Genomic DNA, 24,116 nt, shown 5'->3' with positions numbered 1-24,116 from the left:
ATTAAAGGTTGAAAGAAAGGAGATGTATGTTGTAAATGACCAGCTAGATGGGTCAATTACAATATACCAGGGTGTTTACTTATGTATAAGTTAATTGCGTGTGATTTAGATGAAACTTTGATTAAACCCGATCGAACAATTGATTCTAGAGATATTGAGGCTATTAAGAAGTTGAAAGATTTAGGTGTTAAATTTGTACTGGCAACAGGAAGAGGCTATAACACAGTTCAGGGTACATTAAAGGAATTGGATCTTTTCGATGAAGCGAATCAATATGTGATTTCATATAATGGTGGGGCTATCACGGAAAATAAAGACAATCGACTTTTACATTTTGAAGGTATTTCTTTTGAAAAAGCTCAAGAATTGTATAAGCGTGGATTGAAATATGATGTAGTCATTCATGTATATACTAAAGATGCAGTGTATGCATATAACTTAACGGAAGATGAAAAAAGATATGTGCAGAATCGTCAGGAAATGATTGAGGTGTTTGATCAGAATCTTGATTTTTTAAAGGGACAGGACATTGTAAAAGTATTATATACAAATACAGATTTTGAGTATCTTCAAAGCATTGATCGTGATCTAAAGGATATTACATTTGATATGGATGTTTCATATTCAAGTAATCGTTATATTGAATTTAATCATCAGGGTGTAAATAAGGGGGCTGGACTTAAAAAACTAGCCAATCTATTACATATTGATATTCAGGATACAATTGCGATTGGGGATAACTATAACGATTTATCTATGATCAAAGATGCTGGTTTAGGTGTTGGAGTACAAAATGCTGCACCTGGTATTAAACCAGATTGCGACTATATCACAACGGCTACTTGTGAAGAAGGTGCTGTTTGTGAAGTCATTGAAAAATTTGTATTAAAAGGAGAGTAAAATGAAGAAACTTATTCAATTATATGTTTCTTGGTTTAAGATGGGTCTATTTACTTTTGGTGGTGGATATGCCATGTTGCCAATGATTCAAAAGGAAGTTATTGAAAAGTATCATTGGGCTACAGAAGATGAAGTGATGGACTATTATGCGATTGGTCAATGTACACCTGGCGTTATTGCGGTCAATACATCGACTTTCATTGGATACTATCAAGCCGGTATTCCAGGAGCGATTGCCGCTACTTTAGGTGTAGTTACTCCATCTATTATCATTATTAGTATAATTGCAGGTTTGATCACAAACTTTTCAAGTTTAGCTATCGTGCAACATGCTCTAAATGGTATTCGTGTAGCTGTATGTATGTTGATGATCAATGCCGTATTAAAACTAGGTAAGGGGAATATTAAAAATAAGATTGGTTTCTTGATTTTTGCGGTGGCCCTTATTTTTGCGATGTTTACTAAAGTATCTACTGTACTACTTGTGATTGGTGCTGGTATTGCGGGTGTTGTCTTTTCTAGAATAGGGTGGTTAAAGAAAAATGACTAAATTATTACTCATGTTTTTAGAATTTTTCAAGACTGGACTATTTGCGGTAGGAGGAGGTCTTGCGACTATTCCTTTCTTAAGAGAGATTGGCGTTCGTTATGGCTGGTATACCATGAGTGATTTGTCTACAATGATTGCCGTAAGTGAATCTACACCAGGTCCAATGGGTGTAAACATGGCTAGTTATGTAGGTTTTAGTCAATATGGTGTATTGGGTTCGATTGTGGTAACACTCGGTCTGGTTTTACCAAGTTTGATTATTATCTGTATCATTGCGAATTTCTTAGAGAAATTTAAAGAGGCAAAACTGGTTCAACAAATCTTTGCCGGATTAAAACCTGCTGTAGTTGCCTTTATTGCCGTAGCTACTATTGATATTTTATTTACAACTTTATTTGGTGATTATACTTTCTCCACATTTCATTGGAAACAATTTATTTGTTTATTCGTATTACTAGCGTTTAGTAAGTATAAACCTAAATTACATCCAATCTGGTTTATTGTAGCTAGTGCGGTTGTAGGAATTGTATTTGCGTTTTAAGTCATAGGGAAACTTATGGCTTTTTTCTTTTAGGTAAAATAAAAAGCAATGTCCGGGCTTGACATTGCTTTAGGGAGAGGAAAATTATTAAGATAAAAGTGTATCTTGAGTTTATAGGGTTGAATAATTTTCCAAAGGGTTAATCATAAGATAAGGCATTTCTTATGACATTTAAAATATATATTTTTTTGGTACTTAACGCAATGAACACATATTTTGATTTGTACATTATTATGTGTGTAATCTTTTTGTAGTTTGTGTTAAGCTACTAAGTAGAAGGAGATGATTTTAATGTGTACCGCATTAAGCTTTAATCAGTTTTTTGGAAGGAATTTAGATTATGAAATTTCATATGGAGAACAAGTAGCTGTGGCTCCACGTAATTATGACTTTCATTTTAGACATTTAGATAAACATGAAAGTCACTACGCTTTGATTGGTATGGCTCACGTATTTGAAGAGTATCCATTATATTATGATGCCATGAATGAGAAGGGCTTGGGAATGGCTGGATTAAACTTTGTTGGGAATGCAAAGTTTTATGAAGTCAAAGAAGACAAGAACAATGTGGCTGCCTTTGAATTTATTCCTTGGATCTTATCACAATGTGCAAGTGTCAAAGAGGCAAAGTCCGTATTGAAAAATACAAATGTTTGTGCAACACCATTTAATGAACACTTTCCAGTAGCTGAATTACACTATATGATTAGTGATGAAAATGAAAGCATTGTCGTTGAGTGTATGGAAGATGGTATGCATGTATATGATAATCCTACGCATGTTTTGACAAACAATCCGCCATTTCCTATGCAGTTATTTCGCTTGAATGATTATATGTATTTATCAAATAAACAACCTGAAAATAATTTTGGCTTGGATTTAACTGCCTATTCACGTGGGTTTGGAGCTATGGGACTTCCTGGAGACTTATCGAGTGGATCTAGATTTGTGCGCGTTGCCTATACAAGAGCAAATGCGACTAGTGATAAGAATGATTTAAGTCAATATTTCCACATTATAGGTAGTGTCAAGCAACAAAAAGGTCTTTGTGAAGTAGAACCAGGTAAGTATGAATATACAATTTATACGTCTTGTTGCGACTTAAGAAATGGAATTTACTATTACACGACATACAATAATCATCAAATCAGTGGTGTAAATATGTTTAATGAAAATTTGGATAGTGAAGTACTTATTTCGTATCCAATACTTGAAGAAGAAATGATTCATATGCAGAATTAATTTCTTGATGACATGAACTTTTATTGGTTATATTTTGTTTAAAAGAGAAGAAAGAAAGCCTACTGGAAGTGGTTCCATGTAGGCTTTTCTAATAGTTCATAAGCTGCTTTTGCGTTTCTAACGTTTGTGTTAGAGAATTTATCAAATAATTTATAATTGTTGAGTCTTACCATTAATTTTTTATCGGTTCTAGGAAAATGAAGCGGGAATAATTTATCGAATCTTTCACTTTCACTGATGAGAATGGATGTAACTTCATTGCTTATGGATAAATAACTAAGAAGATCTTGGATGGCTTGAGAATCAAAGTAAACTAAAACTTCTACGTGAGCCTGATTTTCTTTTGTAGAATATATCGCAAATCCTTTTGGTTGTTTATCTTCATTGATTATTGTGACAATGGATTTTCCTAAATTTTGATGGTATTGAATAAGTTGATCGAATTCATCTTCACTTAATAGAACGCTGCCATCAAAATACTGCATAAATTGGAAATATAATGGGTATAAATTCTTTGCTTTTTGTTTGATGTGGAATGGGTTTCCACTTTTACATAAAGGAGCACCAATCCAATATTCTTTTGTGTTCGAAATATGTTGAAAGCTTTTAGATTCGAATAACTTTGGCATATTTGTGTATGTGATTGTAAGTAAATCATTATATGTAGCTTGTGAAATAGCTGCATCTAATAAATTAGAAAATTGTTTTCTCTGTCTATAATCAGGTAAGGTTGCAGCTATACTAATCACAGATACACGCATTTGTTGGTCCAAAAACATCATATTTCTTTTTGTGACTTGAAGACAAGAAGTGATTTTATCATCTTGCCAGAAGCAGAACATGTGGTGTGGATCATATTGATATTTCATCCAGACATCAATTTCTTTTTCATCCATATTAAATGCGGATTTGATTAGTAAGTCTTTGATTTGTGCATCATAACCCACACTGTTGTGACAAATCATTGTTCATCTCCATCATCTTCATGTTCCGTATATTCGACGTCTATAGCTCCATGTTTTGGAGTTGATTTTGGTTGTTCTTCTTGATTATTTTGAGCGTTGTTATAGGTGTGAAAATGTACATGTCTTCTTTGTGTGAATAGGGAAATAATCCAGAAGACAATGATGATTGGTAAAATAAATGGAAGCAGCCAACTTGCTAACGTCCAAAAAATAAAGATGACTACGAAAAATGCTATAAGGGTAAGAATACTATCCATAAATGTACCTCGCTTTTCTAAAGTATATCATATTCATTGTGCGTAAATTAAATCACACATTCTGTTTCTATATCTTGTATATATTGAATTTGTATCTTTCCGTTTGTAAGTTCCATTAAATCTTTAGAAATATCTTCTTGAACAAGGAAATGATAGACTACATCTTCTTCATATTGTTGTTCAATGACTTCAATATTTTGTGTTCTAAAGTAATGATCAACCTTTCCAATCAAATCATAAGAAAAATAAATTTGATATTCTTGAAGGGTTGTAACAGTTGTTAGTGTTGCCGCTTTTAAAGCTTCAGAAACACTTGAACTATAGGCTCTTACAAGGCCTCCAGTTCCAAGTTTGATTCCGCCAAAATAACGAACCACAACGGCTAGAATATCTTGCATATCATTATGCATTAAAACGTCTAACATGGGATGTCCAGCGGTTCGGCTTGGTTCACCATCGTCATTAGATCGCATAATGTTTCCAATGATCATAGCTGTACAATGATGATTGGCATTTGGATGTTCTTTTTTTATAGCTTTTAAAAAATCCTTTGCCTCTTGTTCATCTTGCGTTCTATGAAGATAGGTAATAAATTTGCTTTTTTTAATTTCTATTGTATTTATACAGTCATTTTGAATTCTTGGCATAGTTGTATTGTAACAAAAAATTGCTGTATTCTACAAGTTTAGTAACAAAGAAACCATTCTAGTGTTGGCGTCTAGAATGGTCTCTTTTTGTTTATTATTTTTTTTAGGAGAGAGATATGAATATTGGTTTATTTCTATATTCATTGCCTTATCTTTAAGGCACTTATAGAATAACATTCCTTGTTGTCATAATTTTAGTATAACTTTGGTAAATCTTGTGAAATCAGATTGAATTATGTGAAATTATCAAAATATGCATCTTTTTTTGAAAAACCTCAATTTATTTCGTATATGAGATAGGAGGTGATGAAATCACATGAATAAATCAAAAGATAAAACAATGAAAGAATTTCTAGAAAACAATGCCTATTTTGTCGACTTCTTTAATGCGTACTTCTTTGATGGAGAAAGAGTTCTTAAACCTGAAAACTGTATGGAACTTGATTCAGAGATGAATGATTCAAATATGGATCTAGAAAAGCATGTGGATGTAATTCGTAAGTATAATGATGGAAATTTTTATAGTGCATTCATTATTGAGAATCAAAGTTATGTGGATGCTTCGATGGTTGTAAGAGCTGCAACATATGAGTATGTAGCTTATGATCGAATGTTAAAGAAGTCAAAGAAGAATAGGAAAGATGAGAAACTACCCATGGTGCACATTCTGGTATTCTATACAGGCGAAAGGCCTTGGAATGCAGCTAGACAGCTTTCTGAGTTAGTCGAGGTGGATGAAAGGTTTGAATCCTATTTCCATGACTACCAAATGAATCTGATTGAAATCACAGGAAATACTTCATATAATTTTAATGAAGAAGACGTACATAATCTATTCTACATATGTCGAAGTATTTATGATCAGTCTATTTATGAAGGAACAATCAATGACTTTGGGTTTGTGAAAAGCAGTGTGTTAAAAGTCGTCAAGACATTAACAGATGTAGAATGGTTGGATTTAGAAGAATTAGAGGAAAAGGAGGAAATTGAAATGTGTGAAGCTGAAAAGAGATGGCTTGAGGTAAAGTCAAAGGAATGGGAAGCTGAAGGAATAAAAAAAGGAATCGAACAAGGCATTGAACAAGGCAGTAAGAATAATCGTAAAGAAATGTATAGAACGATGATAGACAAAGGATTTAGTGTTTCAAGTATCGCATCCATTTTCTCGGTAAGTGAAGAATCGATTCGAAAGCTGTTGAAGAAAGCATAAAGGTATGGACATGAACGTGTCCATATTTTTTATAGTTGACAAAGTGAATGAATGAATATAAAGTATACAAAGTTAACTAAACGGAGGTACTTTATGAATACATTCAAAAAAATATATTGTCGAATTTTTCAGAATTGTTTTAAACTCGTGATTCCAGTTTTACCTTATCGAACACCAGAAATATTAAAGAGTACATCTTTAATTTCTCATATTTGCATGGATAATCATATATCTAAAGTGATGGTGATTACAGATTTTACTGTGCATCAATTGGGAATATTAGATCGTATGTGTGAACACTTAGATCATCATTCTATCTCATATGTAATTTACGATAGGACGGTCGCAAATCCTACAAGTGATAATGTAGAAGAAGCAAAAAAATTATATTTATCTTCGAATTGTCAGGCTTTAATTGGGTTTGGTGGAGGATCCAGCATGGATTGTGCTAAGGCCGTTGGAGCTAGACTTGCTCGTCCTAAGAAACCACTATCAAAGATGGAGGGAATCTTAAAAATATGGAAGAAACTACCATTACTTATTTGTGTACCTACCACAGCTGGAACGGGAAGTGAAACTACTCTTGCGGCTGTCATTGTAGATTCAAAAACACGCCATAAGTATGCGATCAATGATTTTAATTTGATCCCGGATTATGCAGTTTTAGATCCTAAACCCACATTATCTTTGCCTCCATTTATTACGGCATGTACGGGTATGGATGCTTTAACCCATGCGATTGAGGCTTATATTGGTAATTCCACTACAAAAAGAACGCGTGAATATGCGTTAATGGCAACAAAACTAATATTTGAAAATATATATAAAGCATATGAAGATGGAAATGATTTAGAAGCTAGAAGCAATATGTTGGATGCTGCCTATTATGCGGGACATGCTTTTACGGTATCTTATGTTGGATATGTACATGCGATTGCCCATTCTTTAGGTGGAAAATATAATATTGCGCATGGACTAGCTAATGCGGCTTTACTTGATGTTGTGTTGAGACAATATGGAGAAAGTGTGTATAAGAAACTCTATGAAATGGCTTTGTATTGTGGAATCTGTAATGCGAATGATTCCTATAAAGTTGGGGCTGAGCGTTTTATAGAACAAATCACTTTAATGAAAAAGCATTTTGGCATTTCATCAACATTTAGTGAATTAAAAAAATCAGATATTCATGAATTGGCATTATATGCAGATCATGAAGCCAATCCATTGTATCCGGTTCCTGTTTTGTGGGGTGTAAAAGAGTTAGAAAAAGTGTATGCTTTAGTAGTGGAGGATTGAGTATGGATCCAATTGTTTTAGAACAAAGAGAATTTTATAATTCACACAAAACCTTAGATATTAATTTTAGGATAAATGCTTTAAAAACTTTAAAAAAGGCAATTTTAGCTTATGAAGATAGAATTAATGAAGCAATTAAAATGGATGTTGGAAAATCAAATTTTGACACTTATATGTGTGAAGTAGGGTTAGCTTTAAGTGAATTAACTTATATGGAAAAACATGTTCGTAAGTTTTCAAAAGAAAAAACGGTATATACACCATTGGCACAATTTTTGTCGCGCAGTTTTGAGAAGCCAAGTCCTTATGGTGTGGTGTTAGTCATTAGTCCTTGGAATTATCCTTTTTTACTTTCTATTGATCCATTGATTGATGCACTTGCGGCAGGGAATACAGTTGTATTAAAACCTAGTGAATTTAGTCCGTATACATCACAAGTTATCAAAGATATGATTGAAGAATATTTTGATTCAGAATATGTGGCCTGTATACTTGGAGATAGTGAAGTGAGTTCTAAATTACTAGATTCTAAATTTGACTATATTTTCTATACAGGATCAAAACGTGTAGGGAAAATTGTGATGAATAAGGCAAGCCAATATTTAACACCAGTTACTTTAGAATTGGGCGGGAAAAGTCCTTGTATCGTTGATAAGGATGCAGATATTAAACTAGCAGCACGAAGAATCGTTTTTGGAAAGTATTTGAATTGTGGACAAACCTGCGTGGCTCCAGACTATATATTGGTGCATGAATCTATAAAGAATTGTTTTATAGATTGTGTTATATCTGAAATCAAACGACAATACGCAAATTTAGATGATTATGGTCATATCATTAATGATAAGCACTATAATAGAATTTTAGGGTTGATAGATATGGATAAGGTTGTTTATGGTGGAAAACACCATGACTTACAAATTGAACCTACAGTGATGGATTGGGTGAATTTTTCAGATCCTGTAATGCAGGAAGAGATATTTGGACCGGTTATGCCAGTATTAACATATTCTGATTTAGATTTGATCATCGATAAAATCAATTCTATGCCTAGTCCATTAGCTTTATATATTTTCACAAATAATAAACAAGTATCAAAGAAAGTAACGAGTGAAGTTTCGTTTGGCGGTGGTTGTATCAACGATGTAGTGATTCATTTAGCTACAAGTAATATGGGCTTTGGGGGTGTAGGTGAAAGTGGTATGGGTTCATATCATGGAAAACATGGTTTTGATACGTTTAGTCATACAAAGAGTATTGTGGATAAGAAGAGAATTATTGATTTACCTATGCGTTATCAGCCTTATACAAAATTGAATGAGAAATTGATTCGCTTTTTCTTAAGATAATCTTTATAATGAGTGTATGGAAAAAAGAGAAAAATTTGAGTATGACATTGATTTAGGTGCCATCATGGACTATGTAGAAAACCGTTTTATGTTAGTAATAAAAGATGAGGATTGGACACAGGAGGAAATTGATATGTTAAATAGCGGTATCGATCTTCATTTTTGTTACACAAATGATATTGCCGTATTTGTGCTTGAAGGTGGCGATATTGATTCCAGTGATTTTTACTTCAATATTCAAGAGTGTGACTGGAAAAATCATTTGTTTGCGGCAGACTGTTTAGATATCGATATCATTTTGTTGAATAAAGCCAATGAAATTTGTTTTAAAAAGTCAAAAACTTTGACAAAAGAACAAAGTCAAATTATTAAGGATTGTCTAAATCAACAAAATAAGGTATCCTTTATGCCAAGTGAATATGATGTGAATGTGCAAGGAATCCAGAGTGCATATGAACCATATGAGCTAGTGCGTTTTGAAAAATGTGCAATAAAACTATAAGGAGAATGATGATGAAGGCTGTTATTAGTGTAATTGGAAAAGACAAAGTAGGAATCTTGGCTATGATTGCCAATGAGTGCGCAAACTACAATTTAAATGTATTGGATGTAACACAAACGATTGTTGATTCTATGTTTACCATGACTATGATAGTGGCAATTGATGAAATGAGTATTCCATTGAATGAATTTGCGGAAAGAATGGAAAGCTTAGGAAAAGAGAAAAACTTAGTAATTCGTTGTATGCATCAGGATATTTTCAATTCTATGCACAAGATTTAATGAGGTGTTCACATGCAGACAAATGAAATTTTAGAAACAATAAAGATGATTGACGAAGAATACTTGGATATTCGTACAATCACAATGGGTATTAGCTTACTTGATTGTATGGATCCAGATATTCATGTTTCATGTCAAAAGGTTGAAGAAAAGATTTGCCGCTTAGCTAAAGACTTAGTAAAAGTAGGAAATGACTTCAGTAAGACTTATGGTATTCCGGTAGTTAATAAGCGAATCAGTGTAACTCCAATTGCGATGTTAGTAGCTTGTTCTGGTGGAAATCCGGTTGAATATGCCTTAACTTTGGAGCGTTGTGCACAAAAATTGGGTGTAGATTTTATTGGCGGATATTCTGCATTAGTACAAAAAGGATATGCTGCAGGGGATAATGCATTGATTGAATCGATTCCTGAAGCCTTGGCTAAAACACAGCATGTTTGTGCAAGTGTTAATGTTGGAAGTACAAAAGCCGGAATCAATATGGATGCGGTTGCACAAATGGGCCGTATTGTGAAGTGTTGTGCTGAATATACAAAGGATGATAATTGCTTAGGTGCTGCAAAATTAGTAGTATTCTGTAATGCTCCAGAAGATAATCCATTTATGGCAGGTGCCTTCCATGGTGTCGGGGAAGCAGATTGTGTAATCAATGTTGGTGTGTCTGGACCTGGTGTTGTTCGTGCGGTATTGAGTAAAGCCGACAAATCTTTGCGCATGGATCAAATTGCGGATTTAATCAAGCGTACAGCATTCAAAATTACTCGTATGGGACAATTAGTAGGAACTGTTGCGAGTGAAAAATTAGGTGTTCCTTTTGGAATCGTTGATTTATCTTTAGCTCCAACACCGGCTGTTGGCGATAGTGTTGCCTACATTTTAGAAGAAATGGGATTAGAAACTTGTGGTGCATATGGTACGACGGCTTGTTTAGCTATGTTAAATGATGCAGTAAAAAAAGGCGGCGTTATGGCAACAAGTAATGTAGGTGGATTATCTGGTGCTTTTATTCCTGTTAGTGAAGATGCAGGTATGATCAATGCTGCAAGAACAGGAGCTTTGAAATTAGAAAAATTAGAAGCAATGACAGCTGTATGTAGTGTAGGTTTGGATATGATCGTAATTCCAGGAGAAACAAGTGCAAATGTTATTTCAGGAATTATTGCGGATGAAGCTGCAATCGGTATGGTTAATACAAAGACGACAGCCGTACGTGTGATTCCTGCGATTGGAAAAGACGTTGGTGATGAACTAGACTTTGGTGGTTTATTAGGAGCAGGTCCTGTAATGCCAATTTCTCAGATTTCAAATGATGTCATGATCAATCGTGGAGGAAGAATCCCAGCTCCTTTACAAGCGTTAAAGAACTAATGAGGAAGTGTTGCACTTCCTTTTTTTATATTGCTTTTTCTTTGGTTAGATTATAGAATATAAATGTTTAAAAAAAAGCTTTAATTAAAATGTTAATTTAATATTCAGTTATATTTTAGAGAGGAAAATAGAATGACAATTGAAGAATGTTATAAAAAAATGGGCGCTAATTGTCAAGATGTTATTAAGCGTTTACCAAGTGTTAGCATGATTGAGAAATTTGCACTAAAATTTAGAGAAGACACGAGTTTTCAAGAATTAGAAACGGCTTTGAATGAAAAACAAGTGGATTTGGCTTTTAGAGCCGCACATACTTTAAAAGGAGTATGCATGAATTTAGGCTTTGATCATTTGTATAAGCCAAGTTTTGAAATCACAGAAAGTTTACGTGCAAGTAATTTGGATTTGGCTTTACAACAATTTGATGCAGTGAAAGAGCAATATTCTAAAACAATTGCAGCTTTAAATGAATTTGCAGCATAGATCTCTAGAAGAGGTCTTTTTTTATTGCTTGTAAATAAATGTAAAATAATTTCAATTTTATCTTGCAAGTTTTCAGAAAACGAATATAATAATTTACATAAACGAAGAAAAGAAGAAGTACAAAAGTAATTTTTATTAAGAGAGATAACGGGTGGTGCAAGTTATTGAAAAATCTTTTGGAACGTGTCTTGGAGTTATTTGGTCGAAGATTTGAGGCTAAATCGTGAATTCGCGTTAAGAACAAGGTGTCATCTGTATAGGCAGATGGAATTTTGGTGGTACCGCGTTTATTACGTCCAATATATATTTGGGCGTTTTTTTATTGGAAAGGGTGTGTGTGAATGGAAAGTGATCGACGATATAGAATAATTTTTGATTTACACATGAAGAAAGGTAGGAATTTAAAATGAAAAAAATTATTAAATTAGGTATGGCGGCTTTAACCGCATTAACAATGGCAGGATGTTCAAGTGGTTCACAATCAAGTGATGAGAAAGTTTTAACAGTAGGTATTTCACCTGACTATGCACCTTATGAGTCTGAAAATAAAAAGGGAGATATCGTTGGATTTGATCCCGATATGATGAAGTGTTTTGAAGAATATTTAAGTGAAGAAGAAGGAGTTACTTATAAATTAGAAATGAAGAAGATGGATTTTGATAATATCATTACTCAGCTTCAAGGAGACCAAATTGATGTAGGTATTTCTGGATTTACATATGATTCAAAACGTAAAGTAGAATGGTCAGATCCATATTTAGGATCAAGTCAGGTTGCGGTAGTTCCTAATGATTCAGAAATTGCATCAGTTTCAGATTTAGAAGGCAAATCATTAGTAGCACAAACAGGAGCTACTGGTGAGGCTGCTGCAAAAGAAGTTAAAGACGCGAAAGTTACAGGATTAAAGAATGTACAGGATATCATGAATGCATTAAGTGCAAATCAATATGATGCGGCCATCGTTGACTTGGGTGTTGCAAAAAATTATGTAAAGAGTGGCGAATTTAAAATGTTAGATGAATCTTTAATGGATGAACAAAACTATATTATTGCGAAAAAAGGAAATACAGATGTGATTAAAAAGATGAATACATGTATTAAAAAATTCTTGGCAAGTGATGATTATGCTAAGTTATGTAAAAAATACGAATTGTCTCCATTAGAAACAAAGTAAAGGAAAAGTGAGGAAAGTGTATGTTTGTTGCGATTGATCAGGTATTTACATTAGAGAATATACTCTATTTGGCAAAGGGTGCGCTGTTGTCGGTTGCGATTGCAGCGCTTTCCCTTTTAATAGGTTTAGTTTTAGGAATTTTAGGAGCGAGCGGAAGAAGAAGTAAGCACAAATTGCCTAGAGGTATAGCTTTTGTGTATGTAACGATTATTCGTGGTACGCCATTGCTTCTACAAATCTTAATTATCTTCTCTGTTATTCCATCAATTTATACAGCCTTTACAGGCAACGTATTAAGAATTAATCCGATTGTGATTGGTATGATTGCCCTTAGCATTAACTCTGGTGCTTATCAAACTGAGCTTTTGCGTTCAGGTATTAATGGTGTTGATAAAGGCCAATGGGAAGCTTGTGAAACATTGGGATTATCCAATTGGAAAACGATGAAACTCGTGATTTTACCTCAAGCTTTTAAACGTGTGATTCCACCATTAATTAGTGAATTTATTACACTAATTAAAGATAGTTCTTTGATTAGTTGTATTGGAGCGGTTGAACTATTAAAAGGTGCACAAGTTATTGGGGCTGAATATTATGATGTAATGTCGCCATATATGCTTGCGGCAATATTCTATTTGTTTATGACATGTGTTGTTTCTTATATTGGAAGTAAAGTGGAAAAGAGGTTGGCTGTAAGTGATTAGAGTAGAGAATGTTTCAAAAAATTTTAATAAAACACATGCCCTAAAGAATGTGAGCTTAGAAGTCAATAAAGGAGATATTATTTCATTGATTGGACCCAGTGGCTCAGGTAAAAGTACATTATTACGTTGCATTCATGGCTTAGAACATGTGGATACAGGTAAAATTTATATGGATGATGAATGGATGAATCCAAATGATGAAAAGAAATTTCGTGCGCAAAGAAATCGTATGGGATTTGTGTTTCAACATTTTAATTTATTTCCGAATATGTCGGTTTTACAAAATTGTAAATTAGCTCAAGTTGAAGTTTTAAATAAAACGAATGAGGAAGCAGAAAAAACAGCTTTAGAATATTTAGATAAAGTTGGGTTATTAGATAAAAAGGATGCGTATCCTAATAATTTATCTGGTGGTCAAAAACAGCGTGTTGCGATTGCAAGAGCCTTGTGTATGAATCCTGATATTATGTTGTTTGATGAGCCTACAAGTGCGTTGGATCCTGAAATGATCAAAGAAGTACTTGAAGTAATGAAAGATCTTGGTAAGCAAGGTATGACAATGGTCGTGGTTACGCATGAAATGGGATTTGCAAGAAAGGTAGGAACTCGAGTTGTTTTTTTGGATCAAGGAGAAATTGTAGAGGAAAACACAAGTGAAAAGTTCTTTGAAAATCCCCAATCTGAACGTGCAAAAGATTTCTTGAGTAAGGTGTTCTACGAATGAAATTACCAGATTTTAAAGTTGAACAATGGATGAATGATTATGAAAATGATGCCATCTATAATATGACAGATACATGTGTAAAAGCGCTTACGTTACAGGAACTGTTAGATTTTGAGAATATTGATTTTTCGAATTTAACACTGGATTATGGTCAAATCACCGGGGATGTTGAATTAAAAAAAGAAATTTTATCTTTATATGCGAGTGGAACAATTGACAATATCACAACGGCACAAGGTTGTTTGCAGGCCAATGAATTAGTGATGAATACTTTGTTAGAAAAGGGTGATGAGGTAATAGCTATTGTTCCAGGATACCAGCAGTTTGTAGATATTCCAAAATCAATTGGATGTAAGGTAAGTTTAATTGAACTTGATGAATATGATTGGCAGGTTGGTGTAAAAAAGTTTAGAAAGATGCTGAATGCCTCAACAAAAATGATTATTTTAAATAATCCCTCGAATCCAACGGGAACAGAATATTCTAATGAGTTTCTAAATGAATTGATTGAAATATGCAAACAATATGATACTTATATTCTTTGTGATGAAGTGTATCGTGGCTTAAATCACGAAGTGTCTATTAGTGATATGTATGAGAATGGAATTTCAACATCAAGCTTAAGTAAAGTGTTTTTTCTTGCTGGATTACGCCTTGGATGGATCAAAGCCAATGAGTATGTGATTCATAAAATCAATGTAAGAAGAGATTATTCTATGATTTCTACAGGTCCTTTAGTGGATACATTAGGTAGGCTTGCTTTAAAACATAAGGATGAATTGATTTTAAGGGCTAAGAATATTATTTCAACAAATAAAAATATCGTTCGTGAATGGCTTAAAGAAAATCCTCGCTTTGAATGTGTATTGCCTAGTGGTGGAACAGTGTGTATTTTAAAATATGGATTTGATCTAAAGAGTGAGACATTTGCAAAACTATTGTTGGCAGAAAAAGGTGTTTTTTTTGTACCTGGCTCATGCTTTGATAAAGAAAATTATTTTCGCTTGGGTTTAGCTCAAGATAGCAACAAGTTAAAAAATGGATTGGATGAACTTTCAAACTTTGTGGATGAACATTTAATTTCATGATAAAATGAGTTGCATAGGGGGGATACTTATGCGAATTCAATATTTATTGTGTGCAAGTCTATTGTTGTGTGGTTGTGCAAAGGTAAGTGATTTGACAGAGCAAAAAAGCAAATCACCTGAAAAAGCGCCGGCTACAACCAAAAAAACGAATAAAATAAAGGTTATAGATTGTAAAAATGATTCTTCGCAGCAAGTCACTTTTGAAACAAAAGGGGATAAAATTCAAAAGATGACGCAAAAATTTACGATGAGTTTTTCTGATTTAGGTATAACAGAAGATATGAATTCTGAACAAATTCAGTCTAAAATCAATTCTTCATTGGATGATAAATATAATTCAATTGAAGGGGTTCATGTGTCTACTCAACTTAGTGACCAACAAGTTGAAGTGACATTGGAAATGGATTTTAAAAAGGCAAATATAGATACATTGATTGAAAATAAGTTATTAGACGAAGGAGAAGCACAGTCGGATTATGTAAGTTTAAAAAAGACGCAGAATGTTTTTAAAAATGAAGGCTATGCGTGTATAACAAAATAGCGGAGTTTCCGCTATTTTCTAGTTTGAAAGGATGAGTTAAAAAGATGCGTTATTATATTGCGGATACACATTTTTTTCATCGTTCATTGAATGAAAAGATGGATCAAAGAGGATTTGATGATATAGAGCAAATGAATGATTATATGATTGATCAATGGAATAGTAAAGTTCGTAAAAATGATGAGGTAGTTGTATTAGGCGATTTTTCATGGGGAAATGCGAAAGAAACAACTGAAGTGCTGGATGAATTAAATGGTAAGATTTATTTGATACGTGGAAATCACGATCGTTTTCTAGATGATAAAAATTTTGATGCTTCAAGATTTATTTGGATCAAAGATTATGCTGAGTTAAATGAGAACAAACGTAAAGTGGTATTATCGCATTATCCAATTGCGTGTTATAACGGACAGTATAGAAGAGATGAAGATGGGAATCCCAAAACATTTATGTTGCATGGACATATACATAAAACACAAGATCAACAATTTTTAGATGTCTATCAAGATTATATTCATCAACAAAAACATCCAAGAATCAGTGATGGTCAATTGGAAAGTGTGCCTTGTCAGTTGATTAATTGCTTCTGTATGTATAGTGATTATGTACCTATGACACTAGATGAGTGGATTGAAATTGACAAGAAAAGAAGAAGTGTCCTATAATTGTTATAACAAATATAAGGAGATCATATTATGCATAAATTGGATACAACGCCAGGTCATCTTCCTTACTATAAACAAATAAAGGAATTTTATAAAAAGGATATCCATGATGGAGTGTTGGCTGTAGGAGATCGCGTTGATAGTGAAATGGAAATTCAACAGATTTATGATGTTTCAAGAATTACGGCTCGACAAGCTATTCTTGAATTAGAACAGGAAGGTATGGTGAAGCGTGGTCGTGGCAAGGGTACGTTTGTGACATACAGGCCTAAAATCAAAGAAGAATTATCACATATTCGTAGTTTTACGGATGAAATGATGGCATTAGGTAGAACACCTGGAACTAGATCTTTTCATATAACAAAAGAAATTCCGGATCAAGCCACAAGAGAATTGTTTGGCTTGAACGAAGAAGTGATGTATTGTGTGCGACGTGTTCGTACGGCAGATGATGTATTGCTGGTATATTTTGTTTCTTATTTTCCTTTAAGTTTAAATATTCCTTTAAATATGGAAGAACAAACACAGTCTATTTATGAGGTGATTGGCGCACCAACAAGAATAGATGAGGAATTTTCAGCAATAAATCCGAGTGAAGAGATTTGTTTGGCATTGAAAATACGGAAGGATCAGCCTGTTCTAGCTCGTAAGCGTATTTCATTCGATAAAAAAGGAAAAGAAATGGAGTACACAATGTGTTACTATCGTGGTGATTTATATAGTTACACCATTTCTACATCTCATAAATTATGATTTTAACTATAGACATTGGTGGAACAAATATAAAATATGGCTTATGTGATGAGAATGGAAATATTCAACAAAAAGGAGAATATCCTACTCTAGATACGACTGAAGGGATTGTCCAATCTATTTGTGATTTACAATTTGAATACAATGGTATTGCGATTAGTATGCCAGGAATATTGAATGAGGATCACTCAAAGGCGTTTATTACAGGAAAACTTTCATTTTTATCAAATTATCCATTAAAGGATAAGTTGGAAGAAATCAAGAAATGTAAAGTGACCATTGAAAATGATGGTCGTTGTGCAACGTGGGCAGAGCTTGGATTTGGAAGTCTGATAGATTCAAAAAATGCCATAGTCGTTGTGTTAGGTACATATATTGGTATGGGCATTGTGATTGATCACAAAGTTTATGAAGGTTCACATTTATTGGCGGGTGAGTATTCAGATGCACATATGGATACAAAGAAAACATTTCAAAATACAATGGCTGCTTATTTTGGAAAAGACGGGATTGAAAAAATAACTGGTTTAACTGGAAAAGAATTGTTTGATAATTTGGAGGATGAAAAAGTAAATGCTAGATTTAATGTATATTGTGAAAATCTTGCTTGGATGTTAAGTAATATTCAATTACTTCTAGATGTGGATACAGTTTTGATTGGCGGAGGTATATCTGCACAGTCTAGATTAATTGATTGTATCAAGGAAAATATGATAGGCTTGAAGCAATGGTTTCCTACATTAAAGATGCCGGTTGTCAAAGCTTGTAAATTTAACAATGATGCTAATTTATTAGGAGCATTGTATTACTACAAAAATACCGAGAATCATTAAATGTTCTCGGTATTTCTTACATTGAGGGAGGAAGGGCATGAAATCGTTAATTGGTGATAAGAAGTTTTATCGAATGGTTTTGATTGTGTGTATACCGATTGTGATACAGAATGGGTTTACTAATCTTGCCAGTTTATTAGATAACATTATGATTGGACAACTTGGAACGTTATCTATGAGTGGTGTATCTATTTCAAATCAGTTGTTTCAAGTATTTAATGTGAGTGTTTTTGGTGCGATGTCAGGTGCTGGTATATTTTTAGCACAATTCTATGGACGTGGAAACAGGGATGGTGTACATAATTGTTTTCGCATCAAAATGATTATTGGGGTTTTGATTTCGACAGTGGCAATTTGTGTTTTTAAATTACTTGGTCCTTCATTGATATCTTTATATTTAAATGATAATCCAACAGATAGTTTGACAACGTTGAATTATGGTATGCAATATATGAATGTTATGCTGATTGGATTGATTCCATTTGCGATTACGCAAGTGTATTCTTCTTCATTAAGAGAAACAGGAAATACAGTTTTACCAATGAAGGCTAGTGTTATAGCGGTTATTGTGAACTTTTGCATTAACTACATTTTGATTTTTGGTCACTTTGGCTTTCCTCAACTTGACGTTATTGGTGCGGCCATTGGTACGGTTGTTTCAAGGATTGTAGAGATGGGCATAAATGTAGCGGCTGGCTATAAGAATAGTTATTTAAGGGATGCAATACATTTGAATAAGATATCTGGTGATATATTTATGAATGTTGTAAAAAGAGGGATGCCTCTATTGTGTAATGAAATATTATGGTCGATTTCGATTGCACTTATTTCTCAATGTTATTCTACAAGAGGACTTGAAGCAGTTGCAGCTATCAATATCGCGACAACTGTAACCAATTTCTTTATGATTATTTGTTATGCAATGGGAAATTCGATTTCGATTATTGTTGGGCAAAGACTGGGTGCTGGTGAAATAGAGTATGCCAAAGATTATGATTTAAAGATGGTATTTATGAATTTTATGATGTGTTTATGCATTGGTGTGGCATTGTTTGGATGTTCATCTTTTATTCCTCAAATCTATAATACGTCTATAGAAGTAAAGACATTAGCAACATCTTTATTAAGAGTTTCGGCTTGTATGCTTCCAATCATTTCTTTGTACTATAGCAGTTACTTTACAATGCGTGCAGGAGGAAAAACATTACTTACTTTCTTCTTTGACAGTGGATATACATTTATATTTACTTTTATGGTTGCGCTATGTTTAACTCGTTTTACAAGTTTGCCAATATTTTATGTGTATTTATTAGTTCAATGTGTGGATATTCCTAAGGCAATATTGGGTATCACATTGGTTAAAAAAGGAATATGGGTACATAATATAGTGAATGAATTATAGCGTTCTAAAGGATTTCAGTAATAGGATGAACTGAGATCCTTTTTTTATGTAAAGTAATTTATAATATAATTTTGAGCAAAAAAAAGAAGTCCTTTCAGACTTTATTTGAAAAATGGTGACGCGTACGGGATTCGAACCCGTGAATGCATGCGTGAAAGGCATGTGAGTTAACCGTTTCTCCAACGCGCCATGTATATTAAACTTGTCTTCTTTGACAAGTGCTAATTAATGATACTATAAGATTTATAATATTGCAAGTAAAAAAATAATTTTTTTTAAAAAGTAGAAACTCTTAGTTTTCGCTAAGAGTTTCCTTTACGTTTTCTACATCTTCCTTTGTGGCAAGACCTACTTGGAAGGCACTTGCACTACCACAACACAAACCGTTAATAAAGGCTTTTTCGTAGTTACCTGTTTCTAAATATCCTGCAAGAAAACCTGCAACCATAGAATCACCAGCACCAACTGAATTTACTACGGTTCCTTTTGGTGCATTACTTTGAATTACTTCATTATTATCACTTACAAGTACGGCACCCTGTCCTGCCATAGAAATCAATACGTTTTGAGCGCCCATTTCCTGTAGCTTTTTGGCGTAAGGAATGACTTCATCTCGAGTGTTTAATTCGACATTGAAGATTTCACCTAACTCATGATTGTTTGGTTTAATTAAAAAAGGTTTATATTTTAATACTTTTAATAATAGGTTGTTTGTCGCATCGACAACAACTTTTATTTTCTTTTCCTGAACTCGTTCCATGATCTGTTCGTACATAGTATCAGGCAAAGTGCTTGGAATACTTCCTGAAATAACGAGAACATCTTTTTCTGTTAGTGTATCTAATTGATTGAATAATTCTTGAATATCTTCTGGTTGAATGTCAGGACCCATACCATTGATTTCTGTTTCTTCATCCGATTTCATCTTTACATTGATTCTAGATAATCCCTTTTTTACATGAATAAAATTGGTTTTAGCTCCATAGCTTTCTAATTTATGCTCAATTTCTTCTCCAGTAAAACCTGCCATAAAACCAAGGGCTGTACTTTCGTGCCCGAGATTGGATAGGACAATTGAAACATTAATGCCTTTTCCTCCGGGAAGGATTTCTTCGAATTTTGTTTTATTAATGATACCAGGCTTAAAATGATCGACTTGAATAACGTAGTCTAATGAGGGGTTAAAAGTAATTGTATAAATCATGATTGTGCTTCCTTTAACACTTCTTTAATTTCATTTAATGAATCTAAGAAATATACATATTGTTGTTTCTTTATAGTAGAAAGCTCGCAATCAATCATGTGCTGTAAGAATGCTTTTAAATGATCGTAATATCCATTCACATTATAGAAAATGCATGGGCATTCAAGTTGGTACAGTGAAAGTTTTGATAAGATTTCACTGACTTCTTCTAATGTTCCAGTTGCGCCAGGAAAGGCAATGAAGACATCGCCAAGTTCAATCATTCTTGTTCTTCGATCGGCAATATTTTTTTCAATGTATAGCTTGGTAAGATTATCCATGTGGACACCTTCATCCACAAACATTTGTGCTTCTACACCAATTACTTTGCCACCTGCATTCAAGGTGCTGTTGGCTAGTTCTCCCATTAATCCGGTTTTAGATCCACCGAACACTAATGTATGATTGTTTTTGGCAATCCATGTTCCTAATTCTATTATTTTTGTTTTAAAGTCTGGATCATTTCCATAGGTTGAACCTAAATATACTGTAATGTTCATAAACTACCTCCTGTACTTAGTTTACATTAAAATTGTGCACAAAAAAAGCTTAGCACAAGCTAAGCTTACATGGAAATAAATCCAAATGCGTTCGCAATTGAACTTAATAAAATAATGAATGCGAAAATTGGACATAAGTATTGAATCATGAAATTGAATATTTTCTTACGCTTGAATGCATTTCCATCTTGTGTGATTTCTGCTTCGATTTTTTCTAACCCAACAACTCTTGAAACAAAAATACAAATGGCGATCGCAGCAATTGGCATCATGACGGAGTTTGTCAAGAAATCAAAGAAGTCTAAAAATTGCATACCGATGATTGTTACGTTGGATAATGGGCCATAACCTAAACATGAAAGTGTTCCTAGTCCAATCATAATAATACCTAAAATGATTGTAGATTTTTTTCTAGACCAATGTAATTCATCTTGAAATGTAGATACAGCACTCTCTGTTAGTGCGATTGAACTTGTGATAGCTGCAAATAATACCAACAAGAAGAAAATGATACCAATGCCTGTGCCTAGTCCCATACTTGCGAACACTTTAGGAATTGTAATGAACATCAAGGATGGGCCGGCTTTTAATGTTTCCATATCTCCACCTGAAAAAGAGAATACAGCTGGAATGATCATAAGTCCTGCCATAATCGCAATGGCGGTATCAAAGATTTCAACATTTTCTGTTGAGCCTTCAATAGAAACGTCTTTTTTCATATAAGAACCAAATGTGATCAAGATACCCATCGCAATAGATAATGAATAGAACATTTGTCCCATAGCACTAACAACAGTCATCCATGAAAAGTTGTCAAAGTTAGGAATCAAGAAATATTTAACACCTTCAAGTGCACCTGGTCGACTGATTGAATATCCCGCAATGATTATAGATAATACGACAAGTACTGGCATCATAAATTTAGATACTCTTTCAATTCCGTTTTGAACACCTGCATAGATAATAGCTAGTGTAAAGAAAGTGAAGAGTATAAAGCATATTTCTGTAGATACTCCGTTTGAAATGAAGTTTGAAAAATATGTGTCAGTAGCCAGTAACTTTGCATCACCTTTTAAATACTCAAATAAATACTTGATGACCCAACCTCCGATTACAGAATAATAGGGTACAATCAAAATTGGAATAATGGCGTTGATCCATCCGGAAAATGACGCAAACTTTGTTTTTGCGAAAGTATGAAAAGCTCCCACTGGACTTTTCTTTGTCATTCTACCTAGTGTTGTTTCGGCTATGATCATTGTATAACCAAAAGTTAAGGCAAGTACAATGTAAATAAGTAAGAAGATTCCTCCTCCGTATTTAGCGGCTAAATAGGGAAATCTCCATATATTGCCAAGGCCAACACTGGCTCCAGCGGCAGACAAGACGAATCCTAATTTGCCAGAAAATGTACTACGTTTATTGTGCATAATATAAACACCCTTCCTCAATGGTCTAAATTATATCATTTGTGAAAGGGTTTACGCAAATTAATGAAAAAAATAAGTGTTAAATTTTCTGAAAAAGTATTATAAGCAAAAAAAAGAAGTCCTTTCGGACTTTATTTGAAAAATGGTGACGCGTACGGGATTCGAACCCGTGAATGCATGCGTGAAAGGCATGTGAGTTAACCGTTTCTCCAACGCGCCATGTATATTAAACTTGTCTTCTTTGACAAGTGCTCATTTATATTACTACAACATTTTAATTAATGCAAGTATTTTTTTAAAAATTTGACAGATTGTTTTAATAGTATATAATGTGAACAGTTAACAAAGTTAACAACGGAGGAAATTATGATTCGATTATTAGTAGATTCAGCAAGTGATTATACGCAAGAAGAGATTGAAAATAAAAATTTATATTTTGTGCCACTACAAATTCAAATTGAAGGAAAGAACTATTTGGATGGTGTTGATATTGATAAGGAAACATTTTATGAGAAGATGATGAATTCAAAAGAATTTTTTAAAACATCACAACCATCACCACAAGAATTTTTAGATATTTTTGAAAAAGTGAAGGAAAAACAAGAAACATTAATATGTTTATCTTTATCAAGTAAATTGAGCGGAACCTATCAAAGTGCTTGTCTGGCAAAAGATATGGTGGGTTATGAAAATATCTTTATCATTGATACATTGACAGCAGTTGCAGGAATTCGTTTACTATGCGAAGTGGCAATGAACTGGATTGGTGAAAATAGAAGTGTTGAGAGTATTGTGTCTGGTTTAGAAGAACTAAAAGAGCATGTGCATATTTATGCTGGTTTAGATACATTGGAATATTTAGCTAAAGGTGGAAGAATTTCTAAGACTGCAGCAGCTATTGGAACTTTGGCAAGTATTAAACCAATTATTTGTGTAGACCATGGAGAAGTTGTGGTTGCTGGTAAGACACGTGGTGTAAATAAGGCAACGAGTGTTGTATGTGAAAAGATGCAGTCAGATATTGTTGATACATTGTATCCAGTTTATACATTGTATTCATATGGTTTAGAGAATGTTGAAAAACTAGAATCAAAATTGGATTTAGATGTGAATCGTGTTCGTATTGGATCAACAATTGGAGTTCATATTGGGCCTAATGCTTTTGGGGTTTGTTTCGTATCTAAACTATAATTAACTTGTGAGGGCGCATACATTTTAGTATAATGGATATGCGGATTTACAAGGAGATTTTTTGATAATATGAAAACAACATTAATTATTATGGCAGCTGGAATTGGTTCGCGTTTTGGTGGTGGAATCAAACAGTTGGCTAAGATGGGTCCTAATGGTGAAATCATTATGGATTATTCAATCTATGATGCCAAGGAAGCTGGCTTTGATAAAGTCGTATTTATTATTCGTAAGGATATTGAAGAAGAATTCAAAGAAGTTATTGGAAATCGTATCC

At 33.6% G+C, this 24,116-nt stretch carries 28 protein-coding genes, 2 tRNA genes and 1 other annotated feature; of the genes, 22 read left to right on the top strand and 8 right to left on the bottom strand.

Going from position 1 to position 24,116, the window contains the following annotated elements; genetic code table 11:
- The first annotated feature begins 81 nt into the window (after positions 1 to 81).
- The 4 genes from Q3907_RS02915 (at position 82) to bsh (ending at position 3,233) form a co-directional block, all read left to right on the top strand.
- Positions 82 to 900, top strand: coding sequence for a Cof-type HAD-IIB family hydrolase (locus Q3907_RS02915; RefSeq protein ID WP_301897159.1), 819 nt, complete (start codon positions 82 to 84; stop codon positions 898 to 900).
- Position 901: 1 nt separating this feature from the next.
- Complete coding sequence (locus Q3907_RS02910) at positions 902 to 1,450, top strand: chromate transporter (RefSeq protein WP_118011339.1); 549 nt, start codon at positions 902 to 904, stop codon at positions 1,448 to 1,450.
- Entirely contained in the window at positions 1,443 to 1,991 is a 549-nt protein-coding gene (locus tag Q3907_RS02905) for a chromate transporter (RefSeq protein WP_301897157.1), read from the top strand. The genes Q3907_RS02910 and Q3907_RS02905 overlap by 8 nt, the downstream gene beginning before the upstream one ends.
- A 291-nt stretch (positions 1,992 to 2,282) precedes the next feature.
- Positions 2,283 to 3,233: a choloylglycine hydrolase gene (gene bsh, locus Q3907_RS02900; protein WP_301897156.1), complete on the top strand. Its 951-nt coding sequence runs from the start codon at positions 2,283 to 2,285 to the stop codon at positions 3,231 to 3,233.
- A 59-nt stretch (positions 3,234 to 3,292) separates the two neighbouring features.
- Here bsh and Q3907_RS02895 read toward each other — a convergent pair whose 3' ends face one another.
- The 3 genes from Q3907_RS02895 to Q3907_RS02885 are packed head-to-tail and all read right to left on the bottom strand — an operon-like array spanning position 3,293 to position 5,102.
- Positions 3,293 to 4,198 (bottom strand): GNAT family N-acetyltransferase, encoded by a 906-nt coding sequence (locus tag Q3907_RS02895; RefSeq protein WP_301897155.1) that lies wholly within the window; start codon positions 4,196 to 4,198, stop codon positions 3,293 to 3,295.
- Positions 4,195 to 4,455 carry a hypothetical protein gene (locus Q3907_RS02890; protein WP_301897154.1) on the bottom strand — a complete coding sequence of 87 codons (261 nt, stop codon included), beginning with the start codon at positions 4,453 to 4,455 and terminating at the stop codon, positions 4,195 to 4,197. The genes Q3907_RS02895 and Q3907_RS02890 overlap by 4 nt, the downstream gene beginning before the upstream one ends.
- Before the next feature lie 47 nt (positions 4,456 to 4,502).
- Positions 4,503 to 5,102 carry a YigZ family protein gene (locus Q3907_RS02885; RefSeq protein WP_301897153.1) on the bottom strand — a complete coding sequence of 200 codons (600 nt, stop codon included), beginning with the start codon at positions 5,100 to 5,102 and terminating at the stop codon, positions 4,503 to 4,505.
- Positions 5,103 to 5,418: 316 nt separating this feature from the next.
- On the opposite strand from Q3907_RS02885, the gene Q3907_RS02880 reads away from it, so the two are divergent.
- The 16 genes from Q3907_RS02880 to Q3907_RS02805 all read left to right on the top strand — a co-directional run bounded on the left by Q3907_RS02880 (position 5,419) and on the right by Q3907_RS02805 (position 19,475).
- Positions 5,419 to 6,312 carry an Rpn family recombination-promoting nuclease/putative transposase gene (locus Q3907_RS02880; RefSeq protein WP_301897152.1) on the top strand — a complete coding sequence of 298 codons (894 nt, stop codon included), beginning with the start codon at positions 5,419 to 5,421 and terminating at the stop codon, positions 6,310 to 6,312.
- Positions 6,313 to 6,405: 93 nt separating this feature from the next.
- Positions 6,406 to 7,608 (top strand): iron-containing alcohol dehydrogenase, encoded by a 1,203-nt coding sequence (locus tag Q3907_RS02875; RefSeq protein WP_301897151.1) that lies wholly within the window; start codon positions 6,406 to 6,408, stop codon positions 7,606 to 7,608.
- A gap of 2 nt (positions 7,609 to 7,610) precedes the next feature.
- Positions 7,611 to 8,957, top strand: coding sequence for an aldehyde dehydrogenase (locus Q3907_RS02870; protein ID WP_301897150.1), 1,347 nt, complete (start codon positions 7,611 to 7,613; stop codon positions 8,955 to 8,957).
- Between the two features lie 16 nt (positions 8,958 to 8,973).
- On the top strand, positions 8,974 to 9,459 hold the full coding sequence (locus Q3907_RS02865) for a hypothetical protein (RefSeq protein WP_295644392.1): 486 nt from the start codon (positions 8,974 to 8,976) through the stop codon (positions 9,457 to 9,459).
- Positions 9,460 to 9,470: 11 nt separating this feature from the next.
- Positions 9,471 to 9,740, top strand: coding sequence for an ACT domain-containing protein (locus Q3907_RS02860; protein WP_295644389.1), 270 nt, complete (start codon positions 9,471 to 9,473; stop codon positions 9,738 to 9,740).
- A gap of 12 nt (positions 9,741 to 9,752) precedes the next feature.
- A complete protein-coding gene (locus Q3907_RS02855; protein WP_295560439.1) occupies positions 9,753 to 11,108 on the top strand; it encodes a PFL family protein in 1,356 nt (451 codons plus the stop codon).
- 132 nt (positions 11,109 to 11,240) lie between these two features.
- Positions 11,241 to 11,591 (top strand): Hpt domain-containing protein, encoded by a 351-nt coding sequence (locus Q3907_RS02850; RefSeq protein ID WP_301897149.1) that lies wholly within the window; start codon positions 11,241 to 11,243, stop codon positions 11,589 to 11,591.
- Positions 11,592 to 11,686: 95 nt separating this feature from the next.
- Positions 11,687 to 11,894: a binding site (T-box leader), on the top strand.
- Positions 11,895 to 11,997: 103 nt separating this feature from the next.
- Complete coding sequence (locus Q3907_RS02845) at positions 11,998 to 12,765, top strand: transporter substrate-binding domain-containing protein (protein ID WP_295644386.1); 768 nt, start codon at positions 11,998 to 12,000, stop codon at positions 12,763 to 12,765.
- A 20-nt stretch (positions 12,766 to 12,785) separates the two neighbouring features.
- A complete protein-coding gene (locus tag Q3907_RS02840) occupies positions 12,786 to 13,469 on the top strand; it encodes an amino acid ABC transporter permease (RefSeq protein ID WP_295644385.1) in 684 nt (227 codons plus the stop codon).
- A complete protein-coding gene (locus Q3907_RS02835) occupies positions 13,462 to 14,193 on the top strand; it encodes an amino acid ABC transporter ATP-binding protein (RefSeq protein WP_295644383.1) in 732 nt (243 codons plus the stop codon). The genes Q3907_RS02840 and Q3907_RS02835 overlap by 8 nt, the downstream gene beginning before the upstream one ends.
- On the top strand, positions 14,190 to 15,281 hold the full coding sequence (locus tag Q3907_RS02830; RefSeq protein ID WP_301897148.1) for an aminotransferase class I/II-fold pyridoxal phosphate-dependent enzyme: 1,092 nt from the start codon (positions 14,190 to 14,192) through the stop codon (positions 15,279 to 15,281). The genes Q3907_RS02835 and Q3907_RS02830 overlap by 4 nt, the downstream gene beginning before the upstream one ends.
- A gap of 28 nt (positions 15,282 to 15,309) precedes the next feature.
- Positions 15,310 to 15,822: a DUF1307 domain-containing protein gene (locus Q3907_RS02825; RefSeq protein WP_295560454.1), complete on the top strand. Its 513-nt coding sequence runs from the start codon at positions 15,310 to 15,312 to the stop codon at positions 15,820 to 15,822.
- Between the two features lie 44 nt (positions 15,823 to 15,866).
- Positions 15,867 to 16,487, top strand: a complete 621-nt coding sequence (locus Q3907_RS02820) for a metallophosphoesterase (RefSeq protein WP_301897147.1) — start codon at positions 15,867 to 15,869, stop codon at positions 16,485 to 16,487.
- A gap of 30 nt (positions 16,488 to 16,517) precedes the next feature.
- Positions 16,518 to 17,240, top strand: coding sequence for a GntR family transcriptional regulator (locus Q3907_RS02815; RefSeq protein ID WP_295644376.1), 723 nt, complete (start codon positions 16,518 to 16,520; stop codon positions 17,238 to 17,240).
- Entirely contained in the window at positions 17,237 to 18,073 is an 837-nt protein-coding gene (locus Q3907_RS02810) for an ROK family protein (protein ID WP_295644374.1), read from the top strand. The genes Q3907_RS02815 and Q3907_RS02810 overlap by 4 nt, the downstream gene beginning before the upstream one ends.
- A 37-nt stretch (positions 18,074 to 18,110) precedes the next feature.
- Complete coding sequence (locus tag Q3907_RS02805; RefSeq protein WP_301897146.1) at positions 18,111 to 19,475, top strand: MATE family efflux transporter; 1,365 nt, start codon at positions 18,111 to 18,113, stop codon at positions 19,473 to 19,475.
- 113 nt (positions 19,476 to 19,588) lie between these two features.
- Here the strand turns inward: Q3907_RS02805 and Q3907_RS02800 are convergent.
- From Q3907_RS02800 to Q3907_RS02780, 5 genes are all read right to left on the bottom strand, one after another.
- Positions 19,589 to 19,664, bottom strand: a tRNA-Glu gene (locus tag Q3907_RS02800).
- Positions 19,665 to 19,767: 103 nt separating this feature from the next.
- A complete protein-coding gene (gene pfkB, locus Q3907_RS02795; protein WP_295647412.1) occupies positions 19,768 to 20,679 on the bottom strand; it encodes a 1-phosphofructokinase in 912 nt (303 codons plus the stop codon).
- Positions 20,676 to 21,218, bottom strand: a complete 543-nt coding sequence (locus Q3907_RS02790) for a TIGR00730 family Rossman fold protein (RefSeq protein ID WP_295647411.1) — start codon at positions 21,216 to 21,218, stop codon at positions 20,676 to 20,678. Before Q3907_RS02790 ends, pfkB begins: the two co-directional genes overlap by 4 nt.
- 65 nt (positions 21,219 to 21,283) lie before the next feature.
- Positions 21,284 to 22,648: a sodium-dependent transporter gene (locus Q3907_RS02785; protein ID WP_295647410.1), complete on the bottom strand. Its 1,365-nt coding sequence runs from the start codon at positions 22,646 to 22,648 to the stop codon at positions 21,284 to 21,286.
- Positions 22,649 to 22,791: 143 nt separating this feature from the next.
- Positions 22,792 to 22,867 (bottom strand) — tRNA-Glu (locus tag Q3907_RS02780).
- A 147-nt stretch (positions 22,868 to 23,014) separates the two neighbouring features.
- On the opposite strand from Q3907_RS02780, the gene Q3907_RS02775 reads away from it, so the two are divergent.
- Together Q3907_RS02775 and Q3907_RS02770 are read left to right on the top strand one after the other, a co-directional pair.
- Positions 23,015 to 23,839, top strand: a complete 825-nt coding sequence (locus tag Q3907_RS02775; RefSeq protein WP_301897145.1) for a DegV family protein — start codon at positions 23,015 to 23,017, stop codon at positions 23,837 to 23,839.
- A 69-nt stretch (positions 23,840 to 23,908) separates the two neighbouring features.
- Positions 23,909 to 24,116: NTP transferase domain-containing protein (locus tag Q3907_RS02770; protein ID WP_367881491.1), on the top strand; the 208-nt coding region annotated here is incomplete at its 3' end.

Source organism: uncultured Holdemanella sp., from assembly GCF_958348295.1.
In the GTDB taxonomy this organism is placed as follows: Bacteria; Bacillota_I; Bacilli_A; order Erysipelotrichales; family Erysipelotrichaceae; genus Holdemanella.
The sequence above is the reverse complement of the archived record's forward strand: the minus strand, read 5'-3'. Positions and strand labels throughout refer to the sequence as shown.

Bases quoted from the DNA above. Each gene is read 5' to 3' on its own strand.
- Q3907_RS02860 (WP_295644389.1), top strand. From the start codon at position 9,471: ATGAAGGCTGTTATTAGTGTAATTGGAAAAGACAAAGTAGGAATCTTG.
- Q3907_RS02790 (WP_295647411.1), bottom strand. From the start codon at position 21,218: ATGAACATTACAGTATATTTAGGTTCAACCTATGGAAATGATCCAGAC.
- Q3907_RS02875 (WP_301897151.1), top strand. From the start codon at position 6,406: ATGAATACATTCAAAAAAATATATTGTCGAATTTTTCAGAATTGTTTT.
- Q3907_RS02820 (WP_301897147.1), top strand. From the start codon at position 15,867: ATGCGTTATTATATTGCGGATACACATTTTTTTCATCGTTCATTGAAT.
- bsh (WP_301897156.1), top strand. From the start codon at position 2,283: ATGTGTACCGCATTAAGCTTTAATCAGTTTTTTGGAAGGAATTTAGAT.
- Q3907_RS02840 (WP_295644385.1), top strand. From the start codon at position 12,786: ATGTTTGTTGCGATTGATCAGGTATTTACATTAGAGAATATACTCTAT.
- Q3907_RS02830 (WP_301897148.1), top strand. From the start codon at position 14,190: ATGAAATTACCAGATTTTAAAGTTGAACAATGGATGAATGATTATGAA.
- Q3907_RS02895 (WP_301897155.1), bottom strand. From the start codon at position 4,198: ATGATTTGTCACAACAGTGTGGGTTATGATGCACAAATCAAAGACTTA.
- Q3907_RS02845 (WP_295644386.1), top strand. From the start codon at position 11,998: ATGAAAAAAATTATTAAATTAGGTATGGCGGCTTTAACCGCATTAACA.
- Q3907_RS02915 (WP_301897159.1), top strand. From the start codon at position 82: ATGTATAAGTTAATTGCGTGTGATTTAGATGAAACTTTGATTAAACCC.
- Q3907_RS02825 (WP_295560454.1), top strand. From the start codon at position 15,310: ATGCGAATTCAATATTTATTGTGTGCAAGTCTATTGTTGTGTGGTTGT.
- Q3907_RS02775 (WP_301897145.1), top strand. From the start codon at position 23,015: ATGATTCGATTATTAGTAGATTCAGCAAGTGATTATACGCAAGAAGAG.
- Q3907_RS02810 (WP_295644374.1), top strand. From the start codon at position 17,237: ATGATTTTAACTATAGACATTGGTGGAACAAATATAAAATATGGCTTA.
- Q3907_RS02865 (WP_295644392.1), top strand. From the start codon at position 8,974: ATGGAAAAAAGAGAAAAATTTGAGTATGACATTGATTTAGGTGCCATC.
- Q3907_RS02785 (WP_295647410.1), bottom strand. From the start codon at position 22,648: ATGCACAATAAACGTAGTACATTTTCTGGCAAATTAGGATTCGTCTTG.
- Q3907_RS02805 (WP_301897146.1), top strand. From the start codon at position 18,111: ATGAAATCGTTAATTGGTGATAAGAAGTTTTATCGAATGGTTTTGATT.
- Q3907_RS02885 (WP_301897153.1), bottom strand. From the start codon at position 5,102: ATGCCAAGAATTCAAAATGACTGTATAAATACAATAGAAATTAAAAAA.
- Q3907_RS02855 (WP_295560439.1), top strand. From the start codon at position 9,753: ATGCAGACAAATGAAATTTTAGAAACAATAAAGATGATTGACGAAGAA.
- Q3907_RS02870 (WP_301897150.1), top strand. From the start codon at position 7,611: ATGGATCCAATTGTTTTAGAACAAAGAGAATTTTATAATTCACACAAA.
- Q3907_RS02890 (WP_301897154.1), bottom strand. From the start codon at position 4,455: ATGGATAGTATTCTTACCCTTATAGCATTTTTCGTAGTCATCTTTATT.
- Q3907_RS02850 (WP_301897149.1), top strand. From the start codon at position 11,241: ATGACAATTGAAGAATGTTATAAAAAAATGGGCGCTAATTGTCAAGAT.
- Q3907_RS02880 (WP_301897152.1), top strand. From the start codon at position 5,419: ATGAATAAATCAAAAGATAAAACAATGAAAGAATTTCTAGAAAACAAT.
- Q3907_RS02905 (WP_301897157.1), top strand. From the start codon at position 1,443: ATGACTAAATTATTACTCATGTTTTTAGAATTTTTCAAGACTGGACTA.
- pfkB (WP_295647412.1), bottom strand. From the start codon at position 20,679: ATGATTTATACAATTACTTTTAACCCCTCATTAGACTACGTTATTCAA.
- Q3907_RS02910 (WP_118011339.1), top strand. From the start codon at position 902: ATGAAGAAACTTATTCAATTATATGTTTCTTGGTTTAAGATGGGTCTA.
- Q3907_RS02815 (WP_295644376.1), top strand. From the start codon at position 16,518: ATGCATAAATTGGATACAACGCCAGGTCATCTTCCTTACTATAAACAA.